This is a genomic window from Collimonas sp. (assembly GCF_039923675.1).
Lineage (GTDB): Bacteria > Pseudomonadota > Gammaproteobacteria > Burkholderiales > Burkholderiaceae_D > Collimonas.
Genome location: NZ_JBDTCG010000080.1, coordinates 1 through 25731 on the forward strand (window position 1 = coordinate 1; position 25731 = coordinate 25731).

General features: G+C 57.7%; 27 protein-coding genes and 1 pseudogene. 8 read left to right on the plus strand and 20 right to left on the minus strand.

What is annotated here, in order from left to right:
- The 6 genes and pseudogenes from ABI171_RS16760 to ABI171_RS16785 all read left to right on the plus strand — a co-directional run.
- Positions 1-1003, plus strand: a pseudogene (locus tag ABI171_RS16760) (hypothetical protein); the annotation flags it as partial.
- Positions 1000-2478, plus strand: a complete 1479-nt coding sequence (locus ABI171_RS16765) for a virulence factor (protein ID WP_348093669.1) — start codon at positions 1000-1002, stop codon at positions 2476-2478. The pseudogene ABI171_RS16760 and the gene ABI171_RS16765, both read left to right, overlap by 4 nt.
- Positions 2479-2535: 57 nt before the next feature.
- Entirely contained in the window at positions 2536-3876 is a 1341-nt protein-coding gene (locus ABI171_RS16770) for a virulence factor (RefSeq protein WP_348093670.1), read from the plus strand.
- The gene (locus ABI171_RS16775) at positions 3873-4562 is read left to right on the plus strand and encodes a hypothetical protein (RefSeq protein WP_348093671.1); all 690 of its coding nucleotides are present in this window, start codon (positions 3873-3875) and stop codon (positions 4560-4562) included. The genes ABI171_RS16770 and ABI171_RS16775 overlap by 4 nt, the downstream gene beginning before the upstream one ends.
- 75 nt (positions 4563-4637) lie before the next feature.
- On the plus strand, positions 4638-5210 hold the full coding sequence (locus tag ABI171_RS16780; RefSeq protein ID WP_348093672.1) for a hypothetical protein: 573 nt from the start codon (positions 4638-4640) through the stop codon (positions 5208-5210).
- Positions 5211-5288: 78 nt separating this feature from the next.
- Positions 5289-5552, plus strand: a complete 264-nt coding sequence (locus tag ABI171_RS16785) for a PAAR domain-containing protein (RefSeq protein ID WP_348093673.1) — start codon at positions 5289-5291, stop codon at positions 5550-5552.
- A gap of 533 nt (positions 5553-6085) precedes the next feature.
- Here ABI171_RS16785 and ABI171_RS16790 read toward each other — a convergent pair.
- On the minus strand, positions 6086-6958 hold the full coding sequence (locus ABI171_RS16790; protein WP_348093674.1) for a pirin family protein: 873 nt from the start codon (positions 6956-6958) through the stop codon (positions 6086-6088).
- A 151-nt stretch (positions 6959-7109) separates the two neighbouring features.
- Between ABI171_RS16790 and ABI171_RS16795 the strand changes: the two genes are divergently transcribed.
- Positions 7110-8015: a LysR family transcriptional regulator gene (locus ABI171_RS16795; protein WP_348093675.1), complete on the plus strand. Its 906-nt coding sequence runs from the start codon at positions 7110-7112 to the stop codon at positions 8013-8015.
- A 12-nt stretch (positions 8016-8027) separates the two neighbouring features.
- Here ABI171_RS16795 and ABI171_RS16800 read toward each other — a convergent pair whose 3' ends face one another.
- Positions 8028-8471, minus strand: coding sequence for an Lrp/AsnC family transcriptional regulator (locus ABI171_RS16800; RefSeq protein WP_348093676.1), 444 nt, complete (start codon positions 8469-8471; stop codon positions 8028-8030).
- 132 nt (positions 8472-8603) lie between these two features.
- On the opposite strand from ABI171_RS16800, the gene ABI171_RS16805 reads away from it, so the two are divergent.
- Positions 8604-9509, plus strand: a complete 906-nt coding sequence (locus ABI171_RS16805) for a DMT family transporter (RefSeq protein ID WP_348093677.1) — start codon at positions 8604-8606, stop codon at positions 9507-9509.
- 119 nt (positions 9510-9628) lie between these two features.
- Here ABI171_RS16805 and ABI171_RS16810 read toward each other — a convergent pair whose 3' ends face one another.
- The 18 genes from ABI171_RS16810 to ABI171_RS16895 all read right to left on the minus strand — a co-directional run bounded on the left by ABI171_RS16810 (position 9629) and on the right by ABI171_RS16895 (position 25626).
- On the minus strand, positions 9629-10192 hold the full coding sequence (locus tag ABI171_RS16810; protein WP_348093678.1) for a hypothetical protein: 564 nt from the start codon (positions 10190-10192) through the stop codon (positions 9629-9631).
- Positions 10193-10222: 30 nt separating this feature from the next.
- Positions 10223-10471, minus strand: a complete 249-nt coding sequence (locus ABI171_RS16815) for a hypothetical protein (RefSeq protein WP_348093679.1) — start codon at positions 10469-10471, stop codon at positions 10223-10225.
- A 66-nt stretch (positions 10472-10537) separates the two neighbouring features.
- On the minus strand, positions 10538-10906 hold the full coding sequence (locus tag ABI171_RS16820; protein WP_348093680.1) for a glutaredoxin: 369 nt from the start codon (positions 10904-10906) through the stop codon (positions 10538-10540).
- Positions 10907-11111: 205 nt separating this feature from the next.
- Positions 11112-11984, minus strand: a complete 873-nt coding sequence (locus ABI171_RS16825) for a pirin family protein (RefSeq protein ID WP_348093681.1) — start codon at positions 11982-11984, stop codon at positions 11112-11114.
- Positions 11985-12176: 192 nt separating this feature from the next.
- Positions 12177-12779 (minus strand): HupE/UreJ family protein, encoded by a 603-nt coding sequence (locus ABI171_RS16830; RefSeq protein ID WP_348093682.1) that lies wholly within the window; start codon positions 12777-12779, stop codon positions 12177-12179.
- Positions 12780-12825: 46 nt separating this feature from the next.
- Positions 12826-13455, minus strand: coding sequence for an urease accessory protein UreG (gene ureG, locus ABI171_RS16835; protein ID WP_348093683.1), 630 nt, complete (start codon positions 13453-13455; stop codon positions 12826-12828).
- A 30-nt stretch (positions 13456-13485) separates the two neighbouring features.
- Positions 13486-14166 (minus strand): urease accessory protein UreF, encoded by a 681-nt coding sequence (locus ABI171_RS16840; protein ID WP_348093684.1) that lies wholly within the window; start codon positions 14164-14166, stop codon positions 13486-13488.
- Positions 14167-14180: 14 nt separating this feature from the next.
- Positions 14181-14699 carry an urease accessory protein UreE gene (ureE, locus tag ABI171_RS16845; protein ID WP_348093685.1) on the minus strand — a complete coding sequence of 173 codons (519 nt, stop codon included), beginning with the start codon at positions 14697-14699 and terminating at the stop codon, positions 14181-14183.
- A 21-nt stretch (positions 14700-14720) separates the two neighbouring features.
- Positions 14721-16424 carry an urease subunit alpha gene (gene ureC / locus ABI171_RS16850; RefSeq protein ID WP_348093686.1) on the minus strand — a complete coding sequence of 568 codons (1704 nt, stop codon included), beginning with the start codon at positions 16422-16424 and terminating at the stop codon, positions 14721-14723.
- On the minus strand, positions 16421-16744 hold the full coding sequence (locus tag ABI171_RS16855; RefSeq protein ID WP_348093687.1) for an urease subunit beta: 324 nt from the start codon (positions 16742-16744) through the stop codon (positions 16421-16423). Before ABI171_RS16855 ends, ureC begins: the two co-directional genes overlap by 4 nt.
- 23 nt (positions 16745-16767) lie before the next feature.
- The gene (locus tag ABI171_RS16860) at positions 16768-17070 is read right to left on the minus strand and encodes an urease subunit gamma (RefSeq protein WP_348093688.1); all 303 of its coding nucleotides are present in this window, start codon (positions 17068-17070) and stop codon (positions 16768-16770) included.
- Between the two features lie 74 nt (positions 17071-17144).
- The gene (locus ABI171_RS16865) at positions 17145-17996 is read right to left on the minus strand and encodes an urease accessory protein UreD (RefSeq protein WP_348093689.1); all 852 of its coding nucleotides are present in this window, start codon (positions 17994-17996) and stop codon (positions 17145-17147) included.
- Positions 17997-18059: 63 nt separating this feature from the next.
- A complete protein-coding gene (gene urtE, locus ABI171_RS16870; RefSeq protein ID WP_348093690.1) occupies positions 18060-18758 on the minus strand; it encodes an urea ABC transporter ATP-binding subunit UrtE in 699 nt (232 codons plus the stop codon).
- A gap of 1 nt (position 18759) precedes the next feature.
- Entirely contained in the window at positions 18760-19626 is an 867-nt protein-coding gene (urtD, locus tag ABI171_RS16875; RefSeq protein WP_348093691.1) for an urea ABC transporter ATP-binding protein UrtD, read from the minus strand.
- Positions 19623-20774, minus strand: a complete 1152-nt coding sequence (gene urtC / locus ABI171_RS16880; protein ID WP_348093692.1) for an urea ABC transporter permease subunit UrtC — start codon at positions 20772-20774, stop codon at positions 19623-19625. The genes urtD and urtC overlap by 4 nt, the downstream gene beginning before the upstream one ends.
- The gene (gene urtB, locus ABI171_RS16885; RefSeq protein WP_348093693.1) at positions 20771-22333 is read right to left on the minus strand and encodes an urea ABC transporter permease subunit UrtB; all 1563 of its coding nucleotides are present in this window, start codon (positions 22331-22333) and stop codon (positions 20771-20773) included. Before urtB ends, urtC begins: the two co-directional genes overlap by 4 nt.
- Before the next feature lie 472 nt (positions 22334-22805).
- Entirely contained in the window at positions 22806-24059 is a 1254-nt protein-coding gene (gene urtA / locus ABI171_RS16890; protein WP_348093694.1) for an urea ABC transporter substrate-binding protein, read from the minus strand.
- 484 nt (positions 24060-24543) lie between these two features.
- Positions 24544-25626: an ionic transporter y4hA gene (locus tag ABI171_RS16895; RefSeq protein WP_348093695.1), complete on the minus strand. Its 1083-nt coding sequence runs from the start codon at positions 25624-25626 to the stop codon at positions 24544-24546.
- Between the last annotated feature and the right edge of the window lie 105 nt (positions 25627-25731).

Below are 25731 nucleotides of genomic sequence, written 5' to 3' on the forward strand. Positions count from 1 at the left end.
CATATTCTCCCAGCGTGTGTTCGCGCAAGATTTTGAAGTCGGCAAAAAAGGGACTTACGACTACTGGAGCAATCAATACAACACGCCCAAGCCAGGCAGTTGGAGTTTCTGGTCACCGGAGTCACCAGCGGCGGAATATACAATAGGCAAAGGCATAAAGGCGAATACAACTTACTTCGGCAAGGTCATGACGGTAGTGACGTGGCCTATCATGAAAGTGGCTATTGGATTGGCCAACACCCGCATCAATGCGTTGCCACCGAAAGAGTGGTCGATCCCGCTGGACGCGCCCAATCTACCCGAAACCTTTAAGTCGAAAGCTAAGCGTTTCGGTGACGAAAGCGAGAAATTCGACCAGGGTTTCAACGCTCCTGGTCAGTCGCGTGACAAGAATCGCGTGCGCGAGGAAGACGACCCATATGCGGGAGACAATGCAATCAATCCAAAACATACCGAGGGCACGACAGAGCCGAGAGATAAAACCGACGCAGCCCAGGGCAATACGGACAGCGAATCGAGCTTACGTTATGAGTATCACGCGCTGCTACGTATGCAGGCCAAGCGCGAAGGCAAGTATGCGAACGACAAAAAGGTCACGGAAGAAGACAAGCCAGAAACCGCCTCCGATGACTACAAGGCCTGGCAGCAAAAACAAATCAAGACTACGCTGGTGGCGAATGTCAATTCCCACGCCACCGACCATTCGACTATTATGACCAACGGCATGCATGCGCAAAAGGCGCTGGCCTATGATGTGGCGATAGGTAATTGTCATATCTCGCAAATGGATTTGCACAAGTTGCGGATTGTAGCGGACTGGCGTTTCCTGAAAGGGCTGGACGATGATAACGCCCACAAGGTATTTGAGGAGTATTTCTTAAGTGGGAAGTTCGACCGTAAATCGCCATATAAATGGGCACAGACCAAAGGCAGCGGCGGAACAGACGGCAGCATACCGGATACGATCACCGATGAACGCGAATTTGCACGGGGCCATCAATGATGAATAACCTGATCGCTACCCGCAACAAGCGGCTCGGCTTGGCCGCGCTTGTTTTCCTGTTCGCTATGGGCATCGCCTTTTGGTTCAATTGGCACGCTAACGCCGGCACAACACAGATAGTCACAAATGGAGAACTCATGACCCGTATTTTAGTGCTACCAACTCTCGCTGCCGTTGGCGTGCTGGCGTTGCTGACTGCATTCGCCGGCACACCTATTCTTGCTACGGCGAACGCTGCTGCCCCGGCCACAAGTGAGCCGTCCAAGCCGTTCATGGCGCAGGTTGTCGGACTGCAATGGCTCAACCCTTTGCAGCGACGGGACTATTCCACCGAATGGCAGCTCCTTTGGACATTAGGTTTAGCTCAACCAAACAAGAACGATGATATGGTGAAAGCGCAACCCGAGAAATATGCAAAACTTCAAGTGATTGGATCTATTGCCGCAGGCAATAATGGTGAAGAAACCTTCAAGGGTTATCACCATAAATATGTTAGTGAGCTAGTGTTCCAATTTCACGACAACTACGGCGCCGACCCGCAATATTTTTATAACGTCCATTACCGCGACAATAAGAAGACCTGGCGCGAGCTGGCCGGTATCCATGTCGAATACGCGCTGCCAAAAGACATGCTCGACCCGGTTGAGGCGGCTAATTACACGAAGGACAAGATCACTCAGGCATTTGAGATCGGCAATGAAGACTCCCCCAATCTTTGGACTCGGAACACTCCACCGGATGTACGTGTGACGATGGGCGGCCCGAACGCTGGTTTCACGTCACTGACGGCAGCACTGGATTACCTGCAATCACATCCGAACGAAACCGTCTGGGCCATGAATTGGGATGCGCCAAGTCGTCCCAAAGATAAGCAGCTTAACGAAAACATGGTGCTGCTGGTCTTAGCCGGTCCCGGCTACAAGACCGAACGCGCCGCGCTCGCTTGGGTTGGCTACCCGGCCACCAAGGCCGTGGCCGACTTCAATGCGGAGAAGGGCAAGCCGTCCCGCGTCGTGCAAGCGTGGAAGGCTGTGCTGGACGCAGCTACCCACAACGCCGGCAAGCAGGATATCGATATCGGTTACGTGATTCACGACGCCAACAATACTCAGCCGGACTCGGGCGACCGTACCGCCAATCTGGCGCAGACACTCAGCACGGAACTGGTTGAATTCGATTTCAAGAAACAGATGTTCAATACGCCGGCATTGCTGGGGGAAATGGGAGCCGGTACCGCCTTGACCAATGTGGCTCTCGGCATCGCCTATGCTAACCATCTCGGCAAGAATGTGCTGGTTGCCGGCACTAGCGATGCAGCGCATCCGACTGCCGTGCTGGTCGTGCCACCGGCGACGGTCCGCCCTATCGACTCGGAAAAACCATGGTTCCGCGCCCGTGGCGAAGGGAACGCTTATTTGCCATGGTGGGGTATCCGGCACGATGCCGGCGAGCAGCAGCAAGGCTATTCAAAGTAATGTCGTGTCAATTGCGTTTAGCAGGAAAGAACACAGATGGTCAATAGTGGAGAATTCATGACCCGTATTTTAGCGCTACCTACACTCGCTGCCGTCGCCGTGCTGGCGTTGTTGACTGCATGTGCGGGTACACCCATCGTCGCCACGGCGAACGCTGCTGCCCCGGCCAAAAGTGAGCCGTCCAAGCCGTTCATGGCGCAAGTCGTCGGGTTGCAATGGCTTAACCCCTTGCAGCGGCGCGATTACCCGACCGAATGGCAACTGCTGTGGACCCTGGGACTGGTACAGCCAAACAAGAACGACGATATGGTTAAAGCTAATCCAAAGAAATATGAAAAACTTCAACCCATAGGAATCATCGCTTACGGAAATGAGGGTGAAGAAACCTTCAAGGGTTATCACCATAAATATGTCACTAAATTAGTGTTTCAGTTCCGCGATATCTATTTTTCAGATTCCAGCTACTTTTATAATGCGCATTCTCTTGACGACAAGAAGACCTGGCGAGAGTTGGCCGGCATCCATGTTGAATACGCGTTGCCCAAAGATATGCTCGATCCAGTCGAGGCGGCCAATTTCACGCGGGACACTATTATCGGTGCATTCGACATCGGGAACATCCATTTCCCCAAATCTTGGAGTAGAAACACACCACCTGATGTGCGCGTGACGATGGGAGGTGCGAATGCCGGCTTCACTTCACTGAAGGCTGGGCTTGACTACCTACAAGTGCATCCGAATGAAGCCGTGTGGGTCATGAATTGGGACGCGCCGAGTTTTCCACCCAAGGATGAACAGATCAACGAAAATATGGTGCTGCTGGTCTTAGCTGGTCCCGGCTACAAGACCGAACGCGCAGCGCTGGCCTGGGTTGGTTATCCGGCCACCAAGGCCATCACCGACTTCAATGCAGAGAAGGGCAAACCGTCCCGCATCGTGCAAGCCTGGAAGGCTGTGCTGGACACCGCTACCCACAACGCCGGCAAGCAGGATACCGGTATCGGCTACGTGATCCACGACGCCAACAATACGCAAGCTGATTCGGGCGACCGTACCGCCAATCTGGCGCAGACACTCAGCACGGAACTGGTTGAATTCGATTTCAAGAAACAGATGTTCAATACGCCAGCGTTGCTGGGTGAAATGGGCGCCGGTACCGCCTTGACCAATGTGGCTCTCGGTATCGGCTACGCCAATCATATCGGCAAGAATGTGCTGGTCGCCGGCACCAGCGATGCCGCGCATCCGACTGCCGTGCTGGTCGTGCCACCGGCGACGGTCCGCCCTATCGACTCGGAAAAACCATGGTTCCGTGCCCGTGGCGAAGGTAACGCTTATTTGCCATGGTGGGGTATCCGCAACGATGCTGGTCCACAACAGCAAGGATATTCAAAATGAAATACCTAAATTACGTTGGCGTCTCGATTGCTCTTTTTACGAGTATGTTTGTTGGAAGTGCTTCTGTTGAAACAGAAGCCAGCATGCCTGTCGCAAGGGAACTTTCTGCGCAGCCTCTGCCGACGGCCTGCACCAAAGAAGCCCGTGCAACTGTTAAATTGCGGGCAGATGAAGGAGATAAAATGGCCCAATTTTTGATGGGTCTGCGGTTTTTCAGGGGAGTCTGTGAAAGCCCACGCGAAGGTGACGACGAGAAGGAAGCTGTCTATTATTTGTCGAAGTCTGCGGCTCAGTTTCATCCTCCATCCATGTATCTTCTCACCCTTACTCATGGCTATCTGGAGGGCAAGCACGAAGAAGATGCATTGCGTCTGTTACGCGGCGCTGCAGAGCGCGGGTTTCGGAAAGCCGAGTGGGATGTCGGGAGACACTATGCCTTTGGAAAAAAATCGATTCGTAATAATCCCGAGGCATACGCTTGGCTTTCCCTTGCAGCATTACACGATCCGGCATTTCGCGACATGATTGACCCGCAAATTACTGAAGTGAAGGCTCGCATGAGTAAACGTGACATGGCAAAGGCGGAACAACTGAAAGATCAGCTTTTGGAAAAAATGAAACTTGTGCCGAAATACAGTGATGATCTTTGTTGCGGATCAGGTGGTGGGGAGCCAAGGAGAGAATGATTATTCAGCAATAAGCGGAAATTCAAGCTGAAGACCTGAGTACGTTGTTGTCGAATGGAAATAATGAGGAAGCTTGTGAAAATTGAAAAATCTAAAGTCGTAACTGGTGTCATGGCAATGCTGTCAGCTAGCCTGATTGCTGGATGCGCCTCGAATGTCACGATGGACGCTCCGTCAACTTCTTCCTATGAATGTCGCCCAAAACCAGTCGATGGCTTACCGTCGACAGGGAATGGAGCCTACGGCTGCCATTTTCAGCTACACGATACTGTGACAAAAGGAATTCTGGCCAATACTCCTTATTGGCTTGACGTTTACGCGCCATCTAAACCAGGTTCGCCAAAAGGGGAGCCAGTCGCCACGTTAAATGGTGTGACAGATTCCCAGGGACGTTCAGGATTTGTACGGGCACCATTTCCTATTACGCCGGAAATGGTTCGATTTATCAAGGTGATTGGCACCGGGCCGTATGGCAGGTCACCCCGTTTGTTGAGTCCGATAAACGGTTTGGGCGTGCCCGGTGCTCTTTATCAGATTAAATATTGCGGAGGGGAGCTCAGCGGCACCGCTGATGAACAGGGTTATGCCCCGATGTTCAATTCGGAGAGTTCATGCAAGATCGAGGCTAGATTTTACCAAAAAAGATAATGCCCGGCAGGAAATGCGATGCGCAATGAACTATGTAAGACCAAGTTGCGTGATTTGATTTGAACAGGAGAAATGAACATGCGTGGAGTTATCCGTTTGAACGATCCCACAAGCCACGGCGGCAAGGTGACGTCGGCTGCGCCGAACAGCAAGGTGATGGGCTTACAAGTGGCGCGCAAGGGAGATCGTTGCATCTGCCCGATGCAAGGCCATCAAGATTGCGTTATTTCCGAAGGGGATTCGGAGATGCTGATCGACGGTGTTCCAGTGGCCTTCGACGGCCACAAGACCAGTTGTGGCGCCGTGCTGATTTCCACTATGCCGAACAGCGGCCGCAGCTAGTGCGGCACTACGTTACGTTGTCCACAGTGTTATTTCAAGAATCGACGATGCACGCTTGAAGAAATGCAACTTCTTGCCAACGATAGAGGAGGACATTGTTTATCGAAGACCTACGTTGATGCCCATACACATCTCAGATGGCAATGCGGCGCCATCGGATACCTGCGGGAGGACGCTACCGCTGCCACCATGGTCCTCGATGATGGGCAAAACGGAACTGCTCAAATTTTACGACTGGTATGAGACCATGAAAGTGGCGCACCCCGGATGGGCTGATCCGAAAACCGATGCATTCATAGCGTGGCATCGCAACTGGCATCGCGCCCTGCTGATTCCCGGTGCTACAACTCCGCGCCGGTGAAGTAAGCTGAAATTTCCTATAAACTGTTTTTCAGTTGCTGGCGTAGAAGGAAATGTTGAACCGGTCTGGCTCGGCGCCGCTGCTGACGGTTCCAAAAAAATGAAATCTCATCCTGGTCAAAATGGCCAGCATGAGATTTTTAGAGTGCTACCACAATGCGGCGATCGCCCGATTACTGCAGCGCCGGCGCTGGCACGAACCGCCGGTTCTTGAAGTCCGTGAAGGCCTGGGCGATTTCTTCTTCGCTGTTCATCACGAACGGGCCGTGGCCGACGATAGGCTCGTCGATCGGTTCGCCGCTGAGCAACAGCACCACTGCGTCGTTGTTGGATTCCAGCGCGACTTTGCTGCCGCTGCCATCCAGCAGGACCATTTCCGATTCGCGGCCCACCGTTTCTCCGTTCACCAGCACCGTCCCGTGCAGCACGATCAGCGCCGAGTTCCAGCCATCTGGCAGCGCCAGTGCGGTAATACCGCCTGCAGCCAGCCGCAGATCCCACACATTCACGGGGCTGAAGGTGTGAGCCGGTCCGGCGTGGCCGTCGAAACTGCCGGCGATCACGCGTACCGTGCCGGCCTGGTCCGGCAACGCCACCACCGGGATGTCGGCGTTGCGGATGGCTTGGTAGCCAGGCGCCGTCATCTTGTCCTTGGCCGGCAGGTTGACCCACAGTTGCACCATCTCCAGCGCGCCGCCGCTGCGGGTGAACGCTTCCGAATGAAACTCTTCGTGCAGGATGCCGGCGCCGGCTGTCATCCACTGCACGTCGCCGGGGCCGATCAAACCGCCCTGGCCGGTCGAGTCTTGATGCGCTACCTCGCCTTTGTAGACGATGGTGACGGTTTCAAAACCGCGGTGCGGATGCTGGCCGACGCCGCGTGGCTTGACGGCAGGACTGAAATCGATCGGTCCGGCATGGTCCAGCAGCAGGAACGGGCTCAGTTGCTTGCCATGGCTGTCATAGGAAAACATGGAGCGCACAGGAAAACCGTTACCGACCCAATGAGGACGGGGAGCGCTATAGACACCGAGGACTTTCTTCATTTTCATCTCCTTGCAAAGGTTGCAAAATCTGTTGATGCAGGAATGATAAATCAGGAACGATGAAGGCGGTAGAGTGTAAAATTCATATTCAGCGTTCTATAAAGTGAACAATGAGGGTGGGACAATGAAAACGGAACGTTGAGGAGATGACATGCAAGATTTGAACGACCTCTATTATTATGTACAGGTAGTCGACCATGGCGGTTTCGCGCCCGCAGGCCGTGCGCTCGGCATGCCCAAATCCAAGCTGAGCCGCCGCATTGCGCTGCTGGAGGAAAGACTGGGCGTGCGGCTGCTCCAGCGCACCACTCGCCACTTTTCAGTGACCGAAATCGGCCAGACTTACTATGAACACTGCAAGGCGATGCTGGTGGAGGCCGAGTGCGCCCAGGATGCGATCGAAGTCACCCGCGCCGAACCGCGCGGCGTAGTCCGCATCAGTTGCCCGGTTACCCTGCTGCAAACCAATGTCAGCGCCATGCTGGCCGATTTCATGGTCAGCCATCCGCGCATCACAGTGCAGCTGGAAGCCACCAACCGCCGGGTCGACCTGGTGGCCGATGCGATAGACGTTGCGCTACGCGTGCGGCCGCCGCCGATTCCCGATAGCGATCTGGTGATGCGGGTGCTGGCCGAAAGCAGCCAATGCCTGGTCGCCAGCCATTTGCTGTGCGCGGGGCGCGAGCTGCCGCGGGCGCCGGCAGATCTGAACGACTGGCCGAGCCTGGCGCTGGGCGCTCCGCAGCAAACGCATGTCTGGAATTTGTCCGGTCCGGAAGGCGCGCAGGCCGCCGTGCACCACATGCCGCGCTACGTGACCGGCGACATGATCGCTTTGCGCGATGCGGCGCAGGCCGGCGTCGGCATCGTCCAGCTGCCGACCACGATGGTGAGCGAGCAGCTGCGCCAAGGCACGTTGTTACGCTTGCTGTCCGACTGGGCGCCGCGCAACCAGATTGTCCACGCGGTGTTTCCTTCCCGCCGCGGCTTGCTGCCGTCGGTGCGCAGCTTGATTGATTATCTGGCGCAGCGCTTCGATGCGCTCGACTTGCATTGAACCTATGCCGGCTCAAGCGATCCCGAACGGCGGCGGCCGGCGCTTGATCGGTTGCGATTTGACGATTGCCGTATTGGTCTCGGCTTTATCGGCAATGCGGTCGATAATCTTGTCGAGCTCCGCGATCGAGCGCACGAACAGCCGGGCGATATAGCAATCCTCACCGGTCACCTTGTCACACTCGCAGAACTCGGGAGTCTGTTCGATCAGTTTCTGGACGATCTGCAGTTTGCCGGGTAAAGGCCGGATGCGCACGATCGCCTGCAATTGATAACCGAGCGCTTGCGGATCGATGTCGATGGTGAAGGCGCGGATCACGCCGCGTTCTTCCATGCGCTGCAGCCGTTCCGAAACACTGGGCGACGACAGGCCAACTCGCTGGGCCAGGTCCTTCAGCGAAATGCGCGCATCGCCCTGCAGTGTTTCCAGGATGCGCTGGTCGATATTGTTCAGCATTGTCGATTCCTCGATAAATCATCGGTCTTGCCTTATATAGTAAGGCATATTGCGCATATTTCCTTTTGTCGGGTATGGAAAACGCGTTTGTAAAATGCGATTATCAACTCCTGACGATTTCCGGGACGATGCATGGACAAGAAGGTAAGCGGCACGGTCGAGATGACTGCGGCCATGGTGATTTCAGGGACTATCGGCTGGTTCGTCATCGTCTCGGGCCAGCCGGTCCTGGATGTGGTGTTCTGGCGTTGTGTGTTCGGCGCGGCGACGCTGCTGGTGGTGTGCGCCGCATTGGGGCTTCTGCGCGGCGCTTTCACTGTGCGCCTGCTGGCGCTGGCGGCGCTGGGCGGCGTGGCGATCGTGCTCAACTGGCTGCTGCTGTTTGTATCCTATTCACGGGCGTCGATTTCGATTTCCACTGCGGTCTATAACACCCAGCCCTTCATGCTGGTCGCGCTTGGCACGGTCTTTTTCTCCGAGCGCCTGACCATTGCCAAGCTCACCTGGCTGCTGATCGCCTTTGCCGGCATGCTGCTGATCGTGCTGGCGAAACCCGACGCCGCGTCCAGTGGCAGCAATTATTTTGCGGGCATCCTGATGGCGCTCGGCGCGGCGTTTTTCTATGCCATCGCCGCCATTATCACCAAGAAGCTGGCGGGCACGCCGCCGCACCTGATTGCGCTGATCCAGGTTTGCGTCGGCATCGTGATGCTAGCGCCTTTCGCGCATCTGTCGGCCTTGCCCAGCGATGTCCGTTCTTGGAGCATACTGGTGACAGTGGGTGTGGTGCATACCGGGCTGATGTATATCCTGCTCTACGGCGCGATCCAGAAGCTGCCGACCCACCTGACCGGCTCGCTGTCCTTCATCTATCCCATCGTCGCCATTCTGGTCGATTACCTGGCTTTCGGCCATCGGCTGCAACTGACCCAGTTGCTCGGCGCCGCCGCCATCCTGGTCGCCGCTGCCGGCATGAACCTCGGCTGGTCATTGTGGAAGCCGAAAGTCGATGCCGGGGATTCGCGCTCCACCCCCTGAAATCCGGGACTTGGCGCGAAATGTTTGATGGAAGGCGCTGTGCAAGCGCCTGGTTTTTGCTCAATACAGGACGGCGTCAAGCACAGCCTTGCCGGATGCTGGTTTTCAGTCGCGTACGATCAGTCTTCCCAGTAGAAAAGCGCGTCGTACTGCGTATAGGGCGGCTCCGCCAGGATAGTCGGTACTTCGATATCCAGCGGTAGCGAGTCGGAGAGGTCGTCCTTGAACGCCCTTACCAGGCCATGGCTCTCCAGAATCGCCTGCACTTCTGCCGCCAGCGCCGCAACGCCTGGCGTCGGCAGCCGGTCCAGCATGGCGCTTTCCGGCATATAGCTGCTGCCGCCCGTTGTAGTCCAGTGTTTTTCGCCTTCCATGAACACGAAATGGGGCGACAGCCGGCTAAGCAAGACAATCAGGCCTTTGTAGTGCGACCATTTCCTGAATATTCCGCTACTGCCGAATCGCCGCTCGGGTTTGTAGAACCAGGCATCGATAAAGGAGGCATATCCCGAACTGTAATGTCTCCACTCTATGCGCGAGAGCGAAGCGGTGTCACGGCAAACCGAGGCGCAGACGGTCTGGTAGAAATCCTGGATTTTCAGCTCGTCGTTACTGGCCCACGGCTGCCGTTCAGAGATGGAGCGTTGGGATAGCAGTAATTCGATTTGTGCGGGAGATAGCATGGTTATCGGTCAGGCAAAGCAGTTCAGATCCTATCGATACCTGAAATAATACAAGGCGGTGCACAAGCCCGCGCCGACAAGGTACAACATCCACGTCCTTGAAATGGCATAGGGATAAAGCATCAACGCAGCGCCGATCCATTTCGGGTAGCTGAACGAGGTTTTTTTCCCGTAGCGGTAAGCGACAAAGCCGATGATGCTGAAAATAATTACGCCGAAAAGATAGGCCGGGCTCGGCAATGAAAGGCCGCTGACTTGAAGGAGGTCTAGTTCGTCCATGTTATTCGCAGGTTTTCAACCGTTCTTGAAAAAAGCGCAGCTGCAAAATTGCCGCATTAATCCCCATTAATCCGCAATCATCCGGGAAAATTCCCCGCTGTCGATCAGACGCTGCAAGTCCGTAGCGCCGCCCACCAGCGTGCCTTTCACAAAAATCATCGGTAAGGTCGACCAGCCGGTCCACATCTTGAGCGCATTGCGCCGCTTCCACTGGCTTAGATAGCTGCCATATTCAAGATACTTGAAGGGTGTGTTAATCGCTTCCAGCGCCTTGCGCGCCTTTCGCGGAAAGGGATTTTGCGTCATGCCGACGACGACGACTTTGTTGCTTGCCATAGCTTCTTGCACTTCCTGCACGATGTCGGCATGCTTGTCGGTGATGGTCTGGCGGATGGCAGGATGAATATGGGTTTCGTCGAGAACGTTGCGGGTCATGATGGCTTTCCGGTTTGTTATGGTGTGCATGGTGCTACATAAGAGTTGCATAAGAGCTGCATCATTGCATATTATCCGTCGATCCCGGTATTCCGTGAAGAACAATGAAAAAGGCCCGATCGCAGCAGCGATCAGGCCTTTGAAAATAACGGATGAGATAGATTGAATCAATTACATTATCGATAATTATTAGCCACTAATATGTTCATGCTTCCGGCAACTGAATCCATTCATTGTCGCCAGGAACCGGATCAAAGCGCTGCTCGCGCCAGTTCTGCTTCGCGGTTTCGATCAGTTCCGGTTTGCTGGCCACGAAATTCCACCAGATCGAACGCGGGCCGTCGATCGGCGCGCCGCCCAACAGCATGACCTGGGCTGTTTCATTGGCAGCGATCTTTACCGGAATACCGGGCTGCAGTACCGCCAGCACGCCCATTTCCAGCGCTTCGCCGTCGATGGTAACGCTGCCGCCGGCGACATACACGGCTTGTTGCGGGTACTCCGGCGCCAATGTGAATTCCGCTCCTGCGGTCATTTCAGCGGCGACATACAAGGTCGGCGAATTGATCTTGACCGGTGCCTCCTGGCCGAAGGCGCGGCCGGCGATGATACGCAGTTCATAGCCGTCGCCGCGTATCAACGGCAGGCTGGAGGCAGGGTGATGGGTGAAAGCCGGTGCACATTCTTCATCGGCCAGCGGTAGCGCCACCCAGGTCTGGATGCCGTGCAGGCGCCAGCCGCTGGCGCGCTGTGCCGCCGGCGTGCGTTCGGTATGGACGATGCCGCGGCCGGCGGTCATCCAGTTGACGTCGCCGGGAATGATTTCCTGGTCGCTGCCCAGGTTGTCGCGGTGGCGGATCGCACCTTCGAACAGATAGGTCACAGTCGCCAGCCCGATATGCGGATGCGGACGGACGTCTATTCCCTGGCCGCTGGCAAATTCAACCGGTCCCATATGGTCAAAGAAGATGAACGGGCCGACGCTCTGGTGATGGCCCGCGGGCAGCACGCGGCGTACCACCAGTTCGCCCAGATCGCGGGCGCGGCCGGGGATGCGGTATGCAATCGATGAAGTCATGATGTATCCAGTCTGAATTGGCAAAAAAATCGGCTTTAGCGGGGGAGACATTAACATATTTGCATGGGCCGGGCGGTGGACAAAAAAAGGCCGGCTTGTTCCGCAAATGATTGCGAAAAGCCGACCCCAATTCTAATCTCACTGATCGCAGGTTGCCGCTAAGGCAGCGCCGGACCGGTTTGATCCGGATTTCTAGAATGCGCCGCTCAGCAGATAAGCGCCAACCGCCGCAATTGCAATGCCTCCCGCCCGCACAACCTGCGCCGCCATTTTTTGGCCGGCGACCAGCCCGATCGTCAAGCCCAGTAAATGCAGCAATGCGGTTGCGGCGACAAAGCCGGCGCCGTACCAGAGCGCAGATGCGCCATGCGGCAATTCGCTACCATGCGCGTAACCGTGGAGCAGCGCAAATACGGATACTACTGCGGCGCTAGCCCACAGTGGCATGCGAATGGCGAACGCGATCAGCAGGCCGAACACGGCGACCGAGGCGGCGATGCCGGTTTCCACCCCAGGCACGCTGACGCCGGCAAACGCCAGCAATGCGCCGGCCACCATCATCAATGGAAAGAGCAGCGGCAATACCCACAGCGCGGAGCGTTTGTTTTGTGCCGCCCACAAGCCGACCGCCAGCATCGCCAGTAAATGGTCGATGCCGGAGAATGGATGGGCAAAGCCATCGTTGAAACCGAAGGCATCGGGATGGCCGGGATGGGCGAATGCCGATGTGATGCCGCATGCGGCGATGAGCAGTGCGCTGGCGCGGCCGCAGGTTGTGGCGGAAAAACGGGGCATGGCTGGCTCCTTGGCGAAAGTGAAAATTACTGTGTATGTGTGGATTTTATTTAGGCTGGTCCAGCAAGCCTTGCTTGCGGATGAAAGCGATCACTTGCTCCACGCCGTCGCCGCTGCGCAGATTGGTAAAAATGAACGGCCGTTCGCCGCGCATCCTTTTTGCGTCATGCGCCATGACATCGAGATTGGCGCCGACATACGGCGCGAGGTCGGTCTTGTTGATGATCAGCAGGTCGGAGCGGGTGATACCGGGGCCGCCCTTGCGCGGGATTTTTTCGCCGCCGGCGACGTCGATCACGTAGATGGTCAGGTCGGACAGCTCGGGGCTGAAGGTCGCCGCCAGGTTGTCGCCACCTGATTCGAGCAGGATCAGATCGAGGTCGGGAAAGTCCGCGCTCATGCGGGAGATGGCTTCCAGATTGATCGAGGCATCTTCGCGAATGGCTGTGTGCGGGCAGCCGCCGGTCTCGACGCCCATCAGGCGTTCCGCCGGCAGGGCATCGGCGCGCAGCAGGATCTCCATATCTTCTTTGGTGTAGATGTCGTTGGTGATGACCGCCATGTCGTAATGGTCGCGCATGCCTTTGCACAGCATTTCGCAGAGGGCGGTCTTGCCGGAGCCGACCGGGCCGCCGATGCCGACGCGGAGGGGATTAGAGGTTGAGGAAGTGCTCATGTTGAGATCCGTTCAAGAATAGGTTTGTTTTCAGGAGCGATAGAGGCGGCTGTATTGTTCTTCATGCTGCATCGACAGTAGCGACAGCCCCGGCGCCCAGTTGGATAATTCATGATCGGCCAGGTTTTGCGCGCGCTGCGCCGCAATCTGTAGCTCCGGCTGTAAAGACAGCAGCAAACGCTGGCCCGCGACCTGGCCCAGCGGAATCGACTTGACGCACACCAGCACCTGGTTTTCAGCCCAGGAAAACAACATACCCAGCAACGCCGCTTCATGCGGCACCTGCAGCGCTACTGCGGCATACGCAAAAGCGGTAGGCAGCGGCAGTTCCGGCTGCGCCTGCAGGATGGCAAGCAGGGCAGCATCGCCGATCTGCAATTCGATCGCCAGCTTGCCCAGGGAAAATCCCATCTGGATGGTCTCGGCGCGGAACTCGGCGGTGTCGCGCGCGGCGATGAAGCGTTCAGTCCAGAGCTTTACCGCAACGCCGTCACGGCGCTCGAAAGCTTGCAGCAGACGCCACAGGACCGGTGCTTCAAATACCGCAACCACCTGCTGCAAGTTGTCGCAGATCCAGCCACTGGCAGATGCGGGGTCCTTGACCCAGCCTTTGTCGATGGCGGTCTCCAGCCCTTGCGAGTAGCTGTAGGCGCCTATCGGCAGCGACGGGCTGGCGAGTTGCAGTAGATGGAGTAGTGCGGTGGCTTGCATGTCATGTATCGGTTTCAGCTATCTGCCGCGTCGCCCGGACGATGGATTTTCTGGCGCAGCGGCACCGGCGCCAGCAAGCCGTCGCCATGGTGATGATGGCCACCGCCATAGGCTCCGGATTCCGGCTCGAATGCGGCCAGTTCTTCAGTAACCTTGGCGTTGAGACCTTCCAGCATTTCCTTCAGCACCGGATCTCTGCGTATCCGCAAAAAACCGTCGCCGACATGCGCTTGCGTATGGCGGTTACCCAGATGGAAAGCGCAGCGCAGCAGGGCATGCGGGCTCTGGCACTCGATGCGGTAGGTCGCTTCGGCCGCCGCCAGTATCTTGACGATTCGCTCGCGGCCGCTGTCGTCGGTACCCTTGACCAGGTCGCCATGGCGCAGCACCGTGCCGCGCACCGTGAATACGCCCACTTCTTCACCGCTGCTCAGGTTGGCGCGCAGGCGGCTTTTTTCACGCAAGTCGTAGGGCAGGATCAGTTCGCCTTCGACCAGGTCGGCATGTTCTACTTTTGTGTTGAGGATTAACATCTTGTGCCGTCAGGTGAATAGTCAGAATAGGAAATAACGCTGCGCCAACGGCAGCACGCTGGCCGGTTCGCACACCAGCAGTTCGCCATCGGCCCGCACTTCATAGGTTTCCGGGTTGACTTCCATGTGCGGCGTGGCGCTGTTGTGGATCATGTGATGCTTGCGCAGATGGCGCACATCCTTGATCGCCATCACCGACTTGTTGAGCTTCAGGCGTTCGCCGATGCCATCGTCATACGCCGCTTGCGAGACAAAGGTCAGCGAAGTCTTGAGGCCGCCGCCGTAAGCGCCGAACATCATCCGGTAGTGCACCGGCTGCGGGGTCGGGATGGAAGCGTTCGGGTCGCCCATTTGCGCCGCAGCGATCATGCCGCTCTTCAGAATGGTAGATGGCTTGACGCCGAAGAAGGCTGGTTTCCACAGCACCAGATCGGCAATCTTGCCGACTTCGATCGACCCCACCACATGTGAAATGCCATGTGTGATCGCAGGATTGATGGTGTACTTGGCGATGTAGCGCTTGACCCGGAAATTATCGGCCTTGCTGCCGCTATCCTCAGGTAGTGCGCCGCGCTGGACCTTCATCTTGTGCGCGGTTTGCCAGGTGCGCATGATGACTTCGCCGACCCGGCCCATGGCTTGCGAGTCGGACGACATCATGCTGACGGCGCCGATATCGTGCAGGATATCTTCGGCGGCGATGGTTTCGCGGCGGATCCGCGATTCGGCAAACGCTACGTCCTCGGCAATCGCTGCATCCAGATGATGGCAGACCATCAGCATGTCCAGATGCTCGTCCAGCGTGTTGACGGTAAACGGCCGGGTCGGGTTGGTGGAAGAGGGCAGTACATTGCTGTTACCGACCGCGGCGATGATGTCTGGCGCGTGGCCGCCGCCGGCGCCTTCGGTATGGAGCGTATGGATGGTGCGATCCTTGAATGCCGCCAGCGTATTCTCCAGGAAGCCGCCTTCGTTCAGGGTGTCGCTATGGATCGCCACCTGCACGTCCATGCGGTCGGCCACTGTCAGACAGTTATCGATGGCGGCCGGGGTCGAGCCCCAGTCTTCGTGCAACTTGAGGCCGATGGCGCCGGCGCGTACCTGTTCTTCCAACGGCCCGGGCAGGCTGACGTTACCCTTGCCCATGAAACCCAGGTTCATGGGGAAAGCGTCTGCCGCCGACAGCATGGCGTGCAGATGCCAGGGCCCCGAGGTGCAAGTGGTGGCGAACGAACCCGCGGCCGGGCCGGTGCCGCCGCCCAGCATGGTAGTGACGCCGCTCATCAGCGATTCTTCTATCTGTTGCGGGCAGATGAAATGGATATGGGTATCGACGCCGCCGGCGGTGACGATCTTGCCTTCGCCGGCGATGATCTCGGTGGCGCCGCCGATCACCATGGTCACGTCCGGCTGGATATCCGGATTGCCGGCCTTGCCGATGGCGGCGATCTTGCCGCCCTTGATGCCGATATCGGCCTTGACGATACCCCAATGGTCGATGATCACGGCATTGGTGATCACCGTGTCCATGACATCCTTGTGCATGCGTTGCGACTGGCCCATGCCGTCGCGGATCACCTTGCCGCCGCCGAATTTCACTTCTTCGCCGTAGGTCGCGTAGTCTTTTTCAATTTCGATGAATAGTTCTGTGTCTGCCAGGCGGATACGGTCGCCAGTAGTCGGGCCGAACATTTCCGCGTAGGCGTGGCGTGAGATTTTGCTCATAATTTTGCTCGTTTCGTTAATGCACCCATGACCTTGCCATTAAATCCATACACCACGCGGTCGCCCGCCAGTTCGACCAGTTCCACCGTGCGCTTCTGGCCCGGTTCAAAGCGGACCGCAGTGCCGGCGGTGATATTCAGGCGCATGCCGTAGGCTTCTTCGCGCTCGAACAGTAGCGCGGGATTGACTTCGTAAAAGTGAAAATGCGAGCCGATCTGGATCGGCCGGTCGCCGCTGTTGGCCACCGTCACAGAGTTGCAGCGACGGCCGACATTCAGTTCGATGTCGCCCGGCTGGATCAGCATTTCTCCTGGGATCATGAAATTCTCCAGTTATCTCACTATTAAGGAATCGGATGATGCACGGTGACCAGCTTGCTGCCGTCCGGGAAGGTGGCTTCGACCTGGATGTCCGGGATCATTTCGGCGATACCGTCCATGACGTCGGCGCGCGTCAGGATCTTGCTGCCGTAGGACATCAGCTCGGCTACGCTTTTGCCGTCGCGCGCGCCTTCCATGATGGCGGCGCTGATCAAGGCGATGGTTTCCGGATAGTTCAGTTTCAGGCCGCGCGCCAGCCGCCGCTCTGCCAGCAAGGCGGCGGTGAAAATCAGCAGCTTGTCCTTTTCTCTCGGGGTCAAATCCATGTTGTTCTTTCTTTTTGCGATGACTTCAAATATGAGTGGTGAGGCGTTTTATCACGTTCCGCAATGCCCGATGATCAGGTGTTCCAGATACGCGGTATATGCGCTGCGTGTCCAAGCAGTTCCGGCCGGACGATTTGCCATGCCTGCATCATCCATTGCCTTGCCAGTTCGCTGGAGTGTCCCAGCAGGCGCAGCACCAGCAGCGATTTGATCTGGGTCGCGCCGACGCTGGCCTTGCCGCCGGTCAGCTGGCTGGCGAGGTCGCGCAGCTGCTGCACCAAGCTGGCGGGGAAGCTCTTGCCGGCCACGATCAGGGTGGCGCAGACGGTGCAACCAGCCAGGCCCAGACGGCTCTGCATCGCAGCGCCGCCGCCGTCCAGCATGCCTTGTTCAAACCATACTAATTTACCGTCGCGGCGGATGCTGGTCTGCTGTGAGACGCGGCCGCCGTTGAACGATTCGCCCGAGGCGGTGCGGCCGAAACACAGGATTTCGCCGCCGATGTAGCGGGCGTCGCCCTGCAGCTCGACCTGGTGTTCCAGCGTCACATGGGCATGGTCGAAAAAAATCGTTTCTTGCGGCAGCCATTCCAGGGTTGCCGCATCGGCAACCTGCAGCTGTACATGCTGTCCCGATACCTTGCCGTTGGCCCGGTACCACTTGGCGGCGCCGGGCGTCGTCAGGAAGGCATGCGCGCCCTGGTCGACGCTGGCTTTGATTGTCAATTCATCACCACCCACCACGCCGCCGGGCGGATGGACGATGATGGCATGGCAGATCGAAACGTGTTCCGGATACAAGGCTTTTTGCACGCGCAAAGGGCCGTAATGGGCGCGGTCCAGCAGGCGCGTGGTGCCTTGGTCGCCGGCAAAGCGCAGCGATAGCCAAGCCTGGTTGGATGCGCCCTGAAATTGCCCTGCGAGCATAGAAGCAGGCGCCAGATCAGTTGTTGTCGATAACAGCGGTGCAGTGAAATTATCCATGCGGCACTATACCGCCAAGTGTCGTTTCACGCTCTCGTCATCCATGTTTTCATGGCTGCCGGCGGCCACCACTTCACCACGTGAGAGCACCACGAAATTATCGGCCAGTTCGCGCGCAAAATCGAAATACTGTTCGCACAACAGGATGCCGATATTGCCACGCTCGCGCAGCAAACGGATTACGCGGCCGATATCCTTGATGATGGAAGGCTGGATACCCTCGGTCGGTTCATCCAGGATGATCAGCTTCGGTTCGGCCAGCAAGGCGCGCGCAATCGCCAGCTGTTGCTGCTGGCCGCCGGAGAGATCGCCGCCGCGCCGGTGCAGCATTTCCTTCAGCACCGGGAACAGTTCATAGACTTCATCCTTGATCAGCAATGCCTTCTTGCCGGACTTGGTGGCCATTCCCATCAGCAGGTTTTCTTCCACCGACAGCCGGGCGAAAATTTCACGGCCTTGCGGCACATAGGCGATCCCGAGCGCGGCGCGCTGGTGCGGCTTCAGGCTGGTGATGTCGCGGCCTTCCAGCATCACTTTGCCGCTGGCGCTGGGCAGCACGCCCATCAGGCATTTCAGCAAGGTGGTCTTGCCGACGCCGTTGCGGCCGAGCAGGGCCAGGCATTTGCCTTTTTCCAACGACAGGGAAACGCCGCGCAAGGTGTGCGAGGAACCGTAGTACTGGTTGAGTTGGTCAACGTTTAGCATGTCAGCGTCCAAGATAGACTTCGATTACCCGCTCGTCGGCCTGGACTTCCGACATCTTGCCCGCCGCCAGCACCGCGCCTTCGTGCAGCACCGTGACCTTGCCTTGCTGGGCGATTTCGGCGACAAAGCCCATGTCATGTTCGACCACCATGATCGAATGCTTGCCGCGCAGTTCATTGAGCAGTTCGGCGGTACGTGCGGTTTCCGCATCCGACATGCCGGCCACCGGTTCGTCGAGCAACAGCAATTGCGGCTCTTGCATCAGCAGCATGCCGATTTCCAGCCATTGCTTCTGGCCGTGCGACAGCAGACCGGCCAGCCGCCGCTCGTTGCCGTTGAGACGGATCAACCTGAGACAGGCATCGATCTTGTCGACTTGCTCTGACGTCAGCCGGGAAAACAGCGTGGTCTTGACCCGCTTGTCCATCTTCATCGCCAGCTCGAGATTTTCGAACACGGTATGTTGCTCGAACACCGTAGGGCGCTGAAACTTGCGGCCGATGCCGGCGTGGGCAATGTCGTATTCGGTCAGCTTGGTGAGGTCGATGCTCTGGCCGAAGAACGCGGTGCCGGCGGTAGGCCGGGTCTTGCCGGTGATGACATCCATCATGGTGGTCTTGCCGGCCCCATTGGGACCGATGATGCAGCGCAGTTCACCCACAGAGATATCCAGGCTCAGATTGTTGAGCGCCTTGAAGCCGTCGAACGATACCGTGATGTTTTCCAGGTAGAGGATGGCGCCGTGGGTGGTGTCTACGCCATCCGGCTTGATCCGCGCATACGAAGTGCCGTAGTCGGCGTGACGGGTGTTGTCGACATTCTCAGATGGTTGTGCCGGGTTGTAAATAGGGCTGATGCGCTGGCTCATACCGCCTCCTTGCTGCCGTCAGGTTCGGGCGCGGATTTGTTTTTCATCTTGTTCTTCAAATTTTCGGCAAGCCCCAGGATCCCTCGTGGCATGAATAGCGTCACAAGGATGAAGATCAGGCCCAGCGCATACAGCCACAAGTCAGGGAAGGCGCCGGTGAACCAGCTCTTCAAGCCATTCACTGAGAAAGCGCCGATGATCGGCCCCACCAGCGAACCGCGGCCGCCGACTGCCGCCCAGATCACCATTTCGATCGAATTCGCCGGTGACATTTCCGAGGGGTTGATGATGCCCACCTGTGGTACATACAAGGCGCCGGCGATGCCGCACAAGACAGCGGACAAGGTCCAGACAAACAGCTTGAACCAGAGCGGGTTGTAGCCGATGAACATCAGGCGAGATTCGGAATCGCGCACCGCCTGCAACACACGGCCCAGTTTCGACGTCACGATCCAGCGGCACAGCACCAGCGCGCCCAGCAAAAACGCCAGCGTGATCAGATACAGCACCGCCTTGGTCGACGGCGCGGTAATTGAATAGCCGAGGATGCGTTTGAAATCGGTGAAGCCGTTGTTGCCGCCGAAGCCGGTATTGTTGCGGAAGAACAGCAGCATGAAGGCGAATGTCATGGCCTGCGTGATAATCGAAAAATACACACCCTTGATGCGTGAACGGAAAGCGAAGTAGCCGAACACGAAAGCCAGCACGCCCGGCACCAGCACCACCAGCGCCATGCAATACCAGAAATGGTCGGTCAGCGACCAGAACCAGGGATAGGTTTTCCAATCGAGGAACACCATGAAATCCGGCAGGTTGCTTTGATACACGCCGTCGCGGCCGATGGCCCGCATCAGATACATGCCATGGGCATAGCCGCCCAGCGCAAAGAATACGCCGTGGCCGAGCGACAGGATGCCGGTATAACCCCATACCAGATCCAACGCCAGCGCTGCCATGGCGTAGCACATGAACTTGCCGACCAGCGCCACCGTGTAGCTGGAAATATGCAGGGCATGGCCGCTCGGGAACGCCAGGTTGAGGATCGGCAGCAGCGCCAGAATCACGCAGCAGACTACGATGCCGGTCCACGCCGGGCGGGAAAATAACGGCGCTTTCGCCATGGAGATTTGCATGGATGCGGATGTCATTCGACGCTCCTGCCTTTCAGCGCAAACAGGCCTTGCGGGCGCTTTTGAATGAAGACGATGATGAACACCAGGATTGCGATCTTGGCCAGCACTGCGCCCGCCATCGGCTCCAGGAATTTATTGACTTCGCCGAGGCCGAAGGCGGCGATCACGGTGCCTGCCAGCTGGCCGACGCCGCCCAGCACCACCACCATGAAGGAGTCGACGATATAACCTTGCCCCAGATCGGGACCGACATTGCCCAGCTGTGACAGCGCCACGCCGCCCAGCCCGGCGATGCCGCAGCCGAGGCCGAAGGTCATCATGTCGATCTTGCCGGTGGAGACGCCGACACAAGCCGCCATGCGGCGGTTCTGCATCACGGCGCGGACAAACAGGCCGAGCCGGGTCTTGTTCAGGATCAGCCATACCGCCAGCACCACAAACAGCGCGAAGAAGATGATCACGATGCGGTTATACGACAGCACCAGCGAGCCGAGCACGGTGACGCCACCCGACATCCAGCTGGGATTGGCGACTTCGACGTTCTGCGCGCCGAAAATCGAACGCACCGTTTGCATCAGGATCAGGCTGATGCCCCAGGTGCAGAGCAGGGTTTCCAGCGGCCTGCCATACAGCCAGCGCAGCACCAGCCGTTCCAGTACGATGCCGACGGCTGCGGTGACGATGAAGGCGGCCGGCAGGGCCACCAGCAGGTAGCCGTCCAGCGCTGCCGGAAAATACTGGCGGAACAGCATTTGGCACATATAGGTGGTGTAGGCGCCGATCATCAGCAGCTCGCCGTGCGCCATGTTGATGATGCCCATCAGGCCGAAGGTGATCGCCAGTCCGAGCGCGGCCAGCAGCAGCACGCTGCCGAGCGAGATGCCGTAGAACACTTTGCCGATGAAATCGACGGTTGCCAGGTGGCGGTCCAGTACGCCTAGCGTGCGTACCGCTTCGATGCGTACCGCCGGATCGGCTTCGATGTAGCTGCCGTCGGGGTTCTTGTTGAGCAGGTTTTGCAGGGCCGGGCGGATGTTGGCGTTGGTGCTGGCGGCCAGGGTTTGTACTGCGGCTTTGCGGATCGCGGCGTCGGGCGAGTGCAGGTTGGCGGTGGCGATGACCTGCTGCAGGATGTCTTGGATTTCGGGATCGCTTTCCTTGTGGAGGGCTTTGCTGATCAGGGGAATTTGTGCCGGATCGGCGGTTTTCATCAGGTCGGTTGCGGCGGCGATGCGCAGTTTGCGGTTGCTGGAAAACAGCTTCAGGCCCGATAGCGCGCCTTCTACTACGCCGCGCAGGCGGTTGTTGACGCTGACGCCTTCGGCGTCGTCTGGTGTTGCTTCTATTTTGTCTGTGGCGGGGTTGAATGCCTTGGTGTCGTCGACGATCAGCACCGTGCCGTCTGGGCGGGCGTAGAGGGCGTCAGTGTTGAGTGCGTTGAGGATTTTCAGGGCGTCGTCGTTCGCCAAGGCGGCGATCTGGTTGACTGCGGCGATGCGGGCGTCGGGATCGTCACCGGCCAGCGGTTTGAGCAAGGCTGAATCAATCGCAGCATGGGCAAGGATACCCTGCATGCAGAAAACCGCTGCGAGAAGAATTTTTCTTGAGATTTTCATTAGTCTTTTTAGCCCCACCTGAGAAGAAACAGTTAAATGGGGTCGGAGTTTTTTTTCGCGGTTTTTGCGAAAATTACTCTGACCCCATTTAACGGGCTACGGAGTACACGCAGTTGCGTTTGTCTTTATCTAATACGGTTCCTACTCCGTGGACGCAAGCCGGGTGCGGCCCGGCAGCCGCTTACTTTCTTTGCTTCGCCAAAGAAAGTAAGCAAAGAAAGGCGACCGCACAGCCGTTGCCCTCCCTCCGGTCGGGTCCCCAAATGCGGCGCGTGGCAGTCGGGTGGGACACAAACTCGCTGCGCTCAGACATGTGTCCCACAATTCCCGACTGCCACGCGCCATATTTGGCAACGTCAGCATGCGGACTTCAAAAGCAGCGGCAACTTCAAAAACAACAGCGACTTCAAAAGTCCTGATTTTGCTGGCTTTAGAGCTTCTGCTTGCTTTCATTGCCAGGGATATACGGACTCCATGGCTGGGCGCGGATCGTGGTCTTGGTTTTGTTGACGACGTTGAACTGGCCGTCAGCCTTGATTTCGCCGATCATTACCGGTTTGTGCAGGTGGTGGTTGGTCGCGTCCATCTCCAGTTCATAGCCGGACGGGGCTTTGAATTTTTGGCCGGCCATGGCGGCGATGACTTTATCGGTATCGGTCGACTTGGCTTTTTCTACCGCTTGCTTCCACATGTAGATGCCGACATAGGTCGCTTCCATCGGGTCGTTGGTGACCACGGTGCCGGCGTTAGGCAGGTTCTTCGCCAGGGCGTAGGCTTTCCACTTCTTGATGAACGCGGCATTCACCGGATTCTTGATCGATTCAAAGTAATTCCAGGCAGCCAGGTGGCCGACCAGCGGCTTGGCGTCGACGCCGCGCAATTCTTCTTCACCCACCGAGAACGCGACTACCGGCACATCCGTGGCTTTCAGGCCGGCGTTGCCCAGTTCTTTGTAGAAAGGCACGTTGGAGTCGCCGTTGATGGTAGAGATCACCGCGGTTTTGCCGCCGGCGGAGAATTTCTTGATGTTGGCGACGATGGTTTGATAGTCGGAATGACCGAACGGTGTGTACACCTCGTCGATGTCGCTATCCTTGACGCCCTTGCTGTGCAAGAAGGCGCGCAGGATCTTGTTGGTGGTGCGCGGGTAGACATAGTCGGTGCCGAGCAGGACGAAGCGCTTGGCGCCGCCGCCTTCCTTCGACATCAGGTATTCCGTGGCGGGAATCGCTTGCTGGTTTGGCGCGGCGCCGGTGTAGAAGACGTTTTTCTCGAGTTCTTCACCTTCATACTGGACCGGGTAGAACAGCAAGCTGTTGAGTTCCTTGAACACCGGCAAGACGGACTTGCGTGATACGGAAGTCCAGCAGCCGAACACGACCGATACCTTGTCTTGTGAAATCAGCTGACGTGCCTTCTCGGCAAACAGCGGCCAGTTGGAGGCCGGATCAACCACCACCGGTTCCAGTTGCTTGCCCAGTACGCCACCGTTGGCATTGATTTCGGCGATGGTCATCAAGGCCACGTCTTTCAACGAAGTCTCTGAAATCGCCATGGTGCCGGACAAGGAATGCAGGATACCGACCTTGATCGTATCCGCAGCAAATGCGGATGGCAGCCAGGAACTGGCGGCAAGGGCGAAAGCGCCGAGTGCGGTGGCTTTCAACATGGTGCGACGTGACATGATTTTCTCTCCCTGTAGATGAACTATTTAAACTATTTCTATTTGAACTATGCGATGGCAGTAAATCAAGCTATAGAACCAGTACAAAAAAGCGGACGAAGAAAGCAATGCGCCCATAGCAGCAGGCATGAAACCGGAATGCATCGACTACAACTTCTCTATAGCAGAATGCATGCCAATCGCACAGCGCGGCGCGCGGCGTCGGTTTCGCTGCTGAAATTCGGGTTTGTACAATACAAGACGGGTTCGCAGCCCCGGATTTGTGCGCAAATTTGGTGAGATCTGATTTTGGTGCGGGAGCAATGCACCAGTGTGGTGCTAAAAAATAAACAAGCACCAGACTCTAAGGTCGATGGTGCGAATTAGTGCAAAAGTCGGGGAAATTGGCAGGCAGGGCAGGCCGGAGTGACCTGTTTCGGAGCATGGGAAGCCAGGCGGCTTGGGTTGTGCGATGTCAACCCAAGCTGCAAGATGGTGGATTTGATCAGGGGACGATAGTGGTGAACAAGTACACCGCAAAGATCACCAGATGCACCGTGCCTTGCATCACCGTGGTACGGCCGGTGCCCAGCGACAGGGTGGCGACGATGAAGGACAGCAGCAGCAGCACGGTGGACTTGATGTCCAGCCCCAGCGACAAGGTCAGGCCGGTGGTCAGCGAGACGATCGCCACCGCCGGAATGGTCAGGCCGATACTGGCCAGCGCCGAACCCAGCGCCAGGTTCAAACTGGTTTGTAACCGGTTTGCGCGCGCTGCCCGCACCGCCGCCAGGGCTTCCGGCAACAGCACCACTGCGGCGATGATGATGCCGACCAGCGTCTTCGGCGCGCCGATGCCGGCGACCGCTGTTTCCAGGGCCGGCGCCAGCGACTTCGCCAGCAGCACTACGGCACCCAGGCATACCAGCAGCAGAACGCCGCTGATGGCCGCTACTTTGCCGGATGGCGGCGGCGCATGCACGTCTTCATCGGCAACCGCTTCTTGCGGCAGGAAATAGTCGCGGTGGCGGACAGTCTGCACCAGCACGAAGGTGCCGTACAGGATCAGGGAGATGACGGCGATGAACGCCAGCTGGCTCTTGCTGTAGAACGGGCCCAGAGCGCTGGAAGTGTAATTCGGCAGCACCAAAGTCAGCACCGCAATCGCCGCCAGCGTCGCCAGCGAGGCACTCACGCCCAGCAAGCCGAAGCTCTGTTCCTTGTGATGGCTGCCGCCGACCAGCAGACAGATGCCGACGATACCGTTGAGGATGATCATGATGGCAGCGAATACTGTGTCGCGCGCCAGTCCGGTGGTTTCTTCGCCGCCGGCCAGCATCAGCGAGACGATCAGCGCCACTTCGATCAGCGTTACCGCCAGCGCCAGCACCAATGTCCCGTAGGGCTCACCGACCTTGTGCGCCACCACCTCGGCGTGATATACAGCCGCCAATACGCTGCCGAGCAGGCCTGCGACTAGCAGCAGCGTGTAGAAGCCGCCGAAATTAAAGCTGGCGCCGCCAAGCAAAAGCCAGCCGGCTACCGGGGCCGCGATGGCCCAAATGGGGAGTGCAGGGGATATTTTCATACGGCGATTGAACACGCATCGGGCTTTTTTTGCAAGTATTGCGTGAATTGCATGTTTCGCCGCCCCGAGATTTGCGGTCAACATCTGTGCTGACTGCCTGGCATG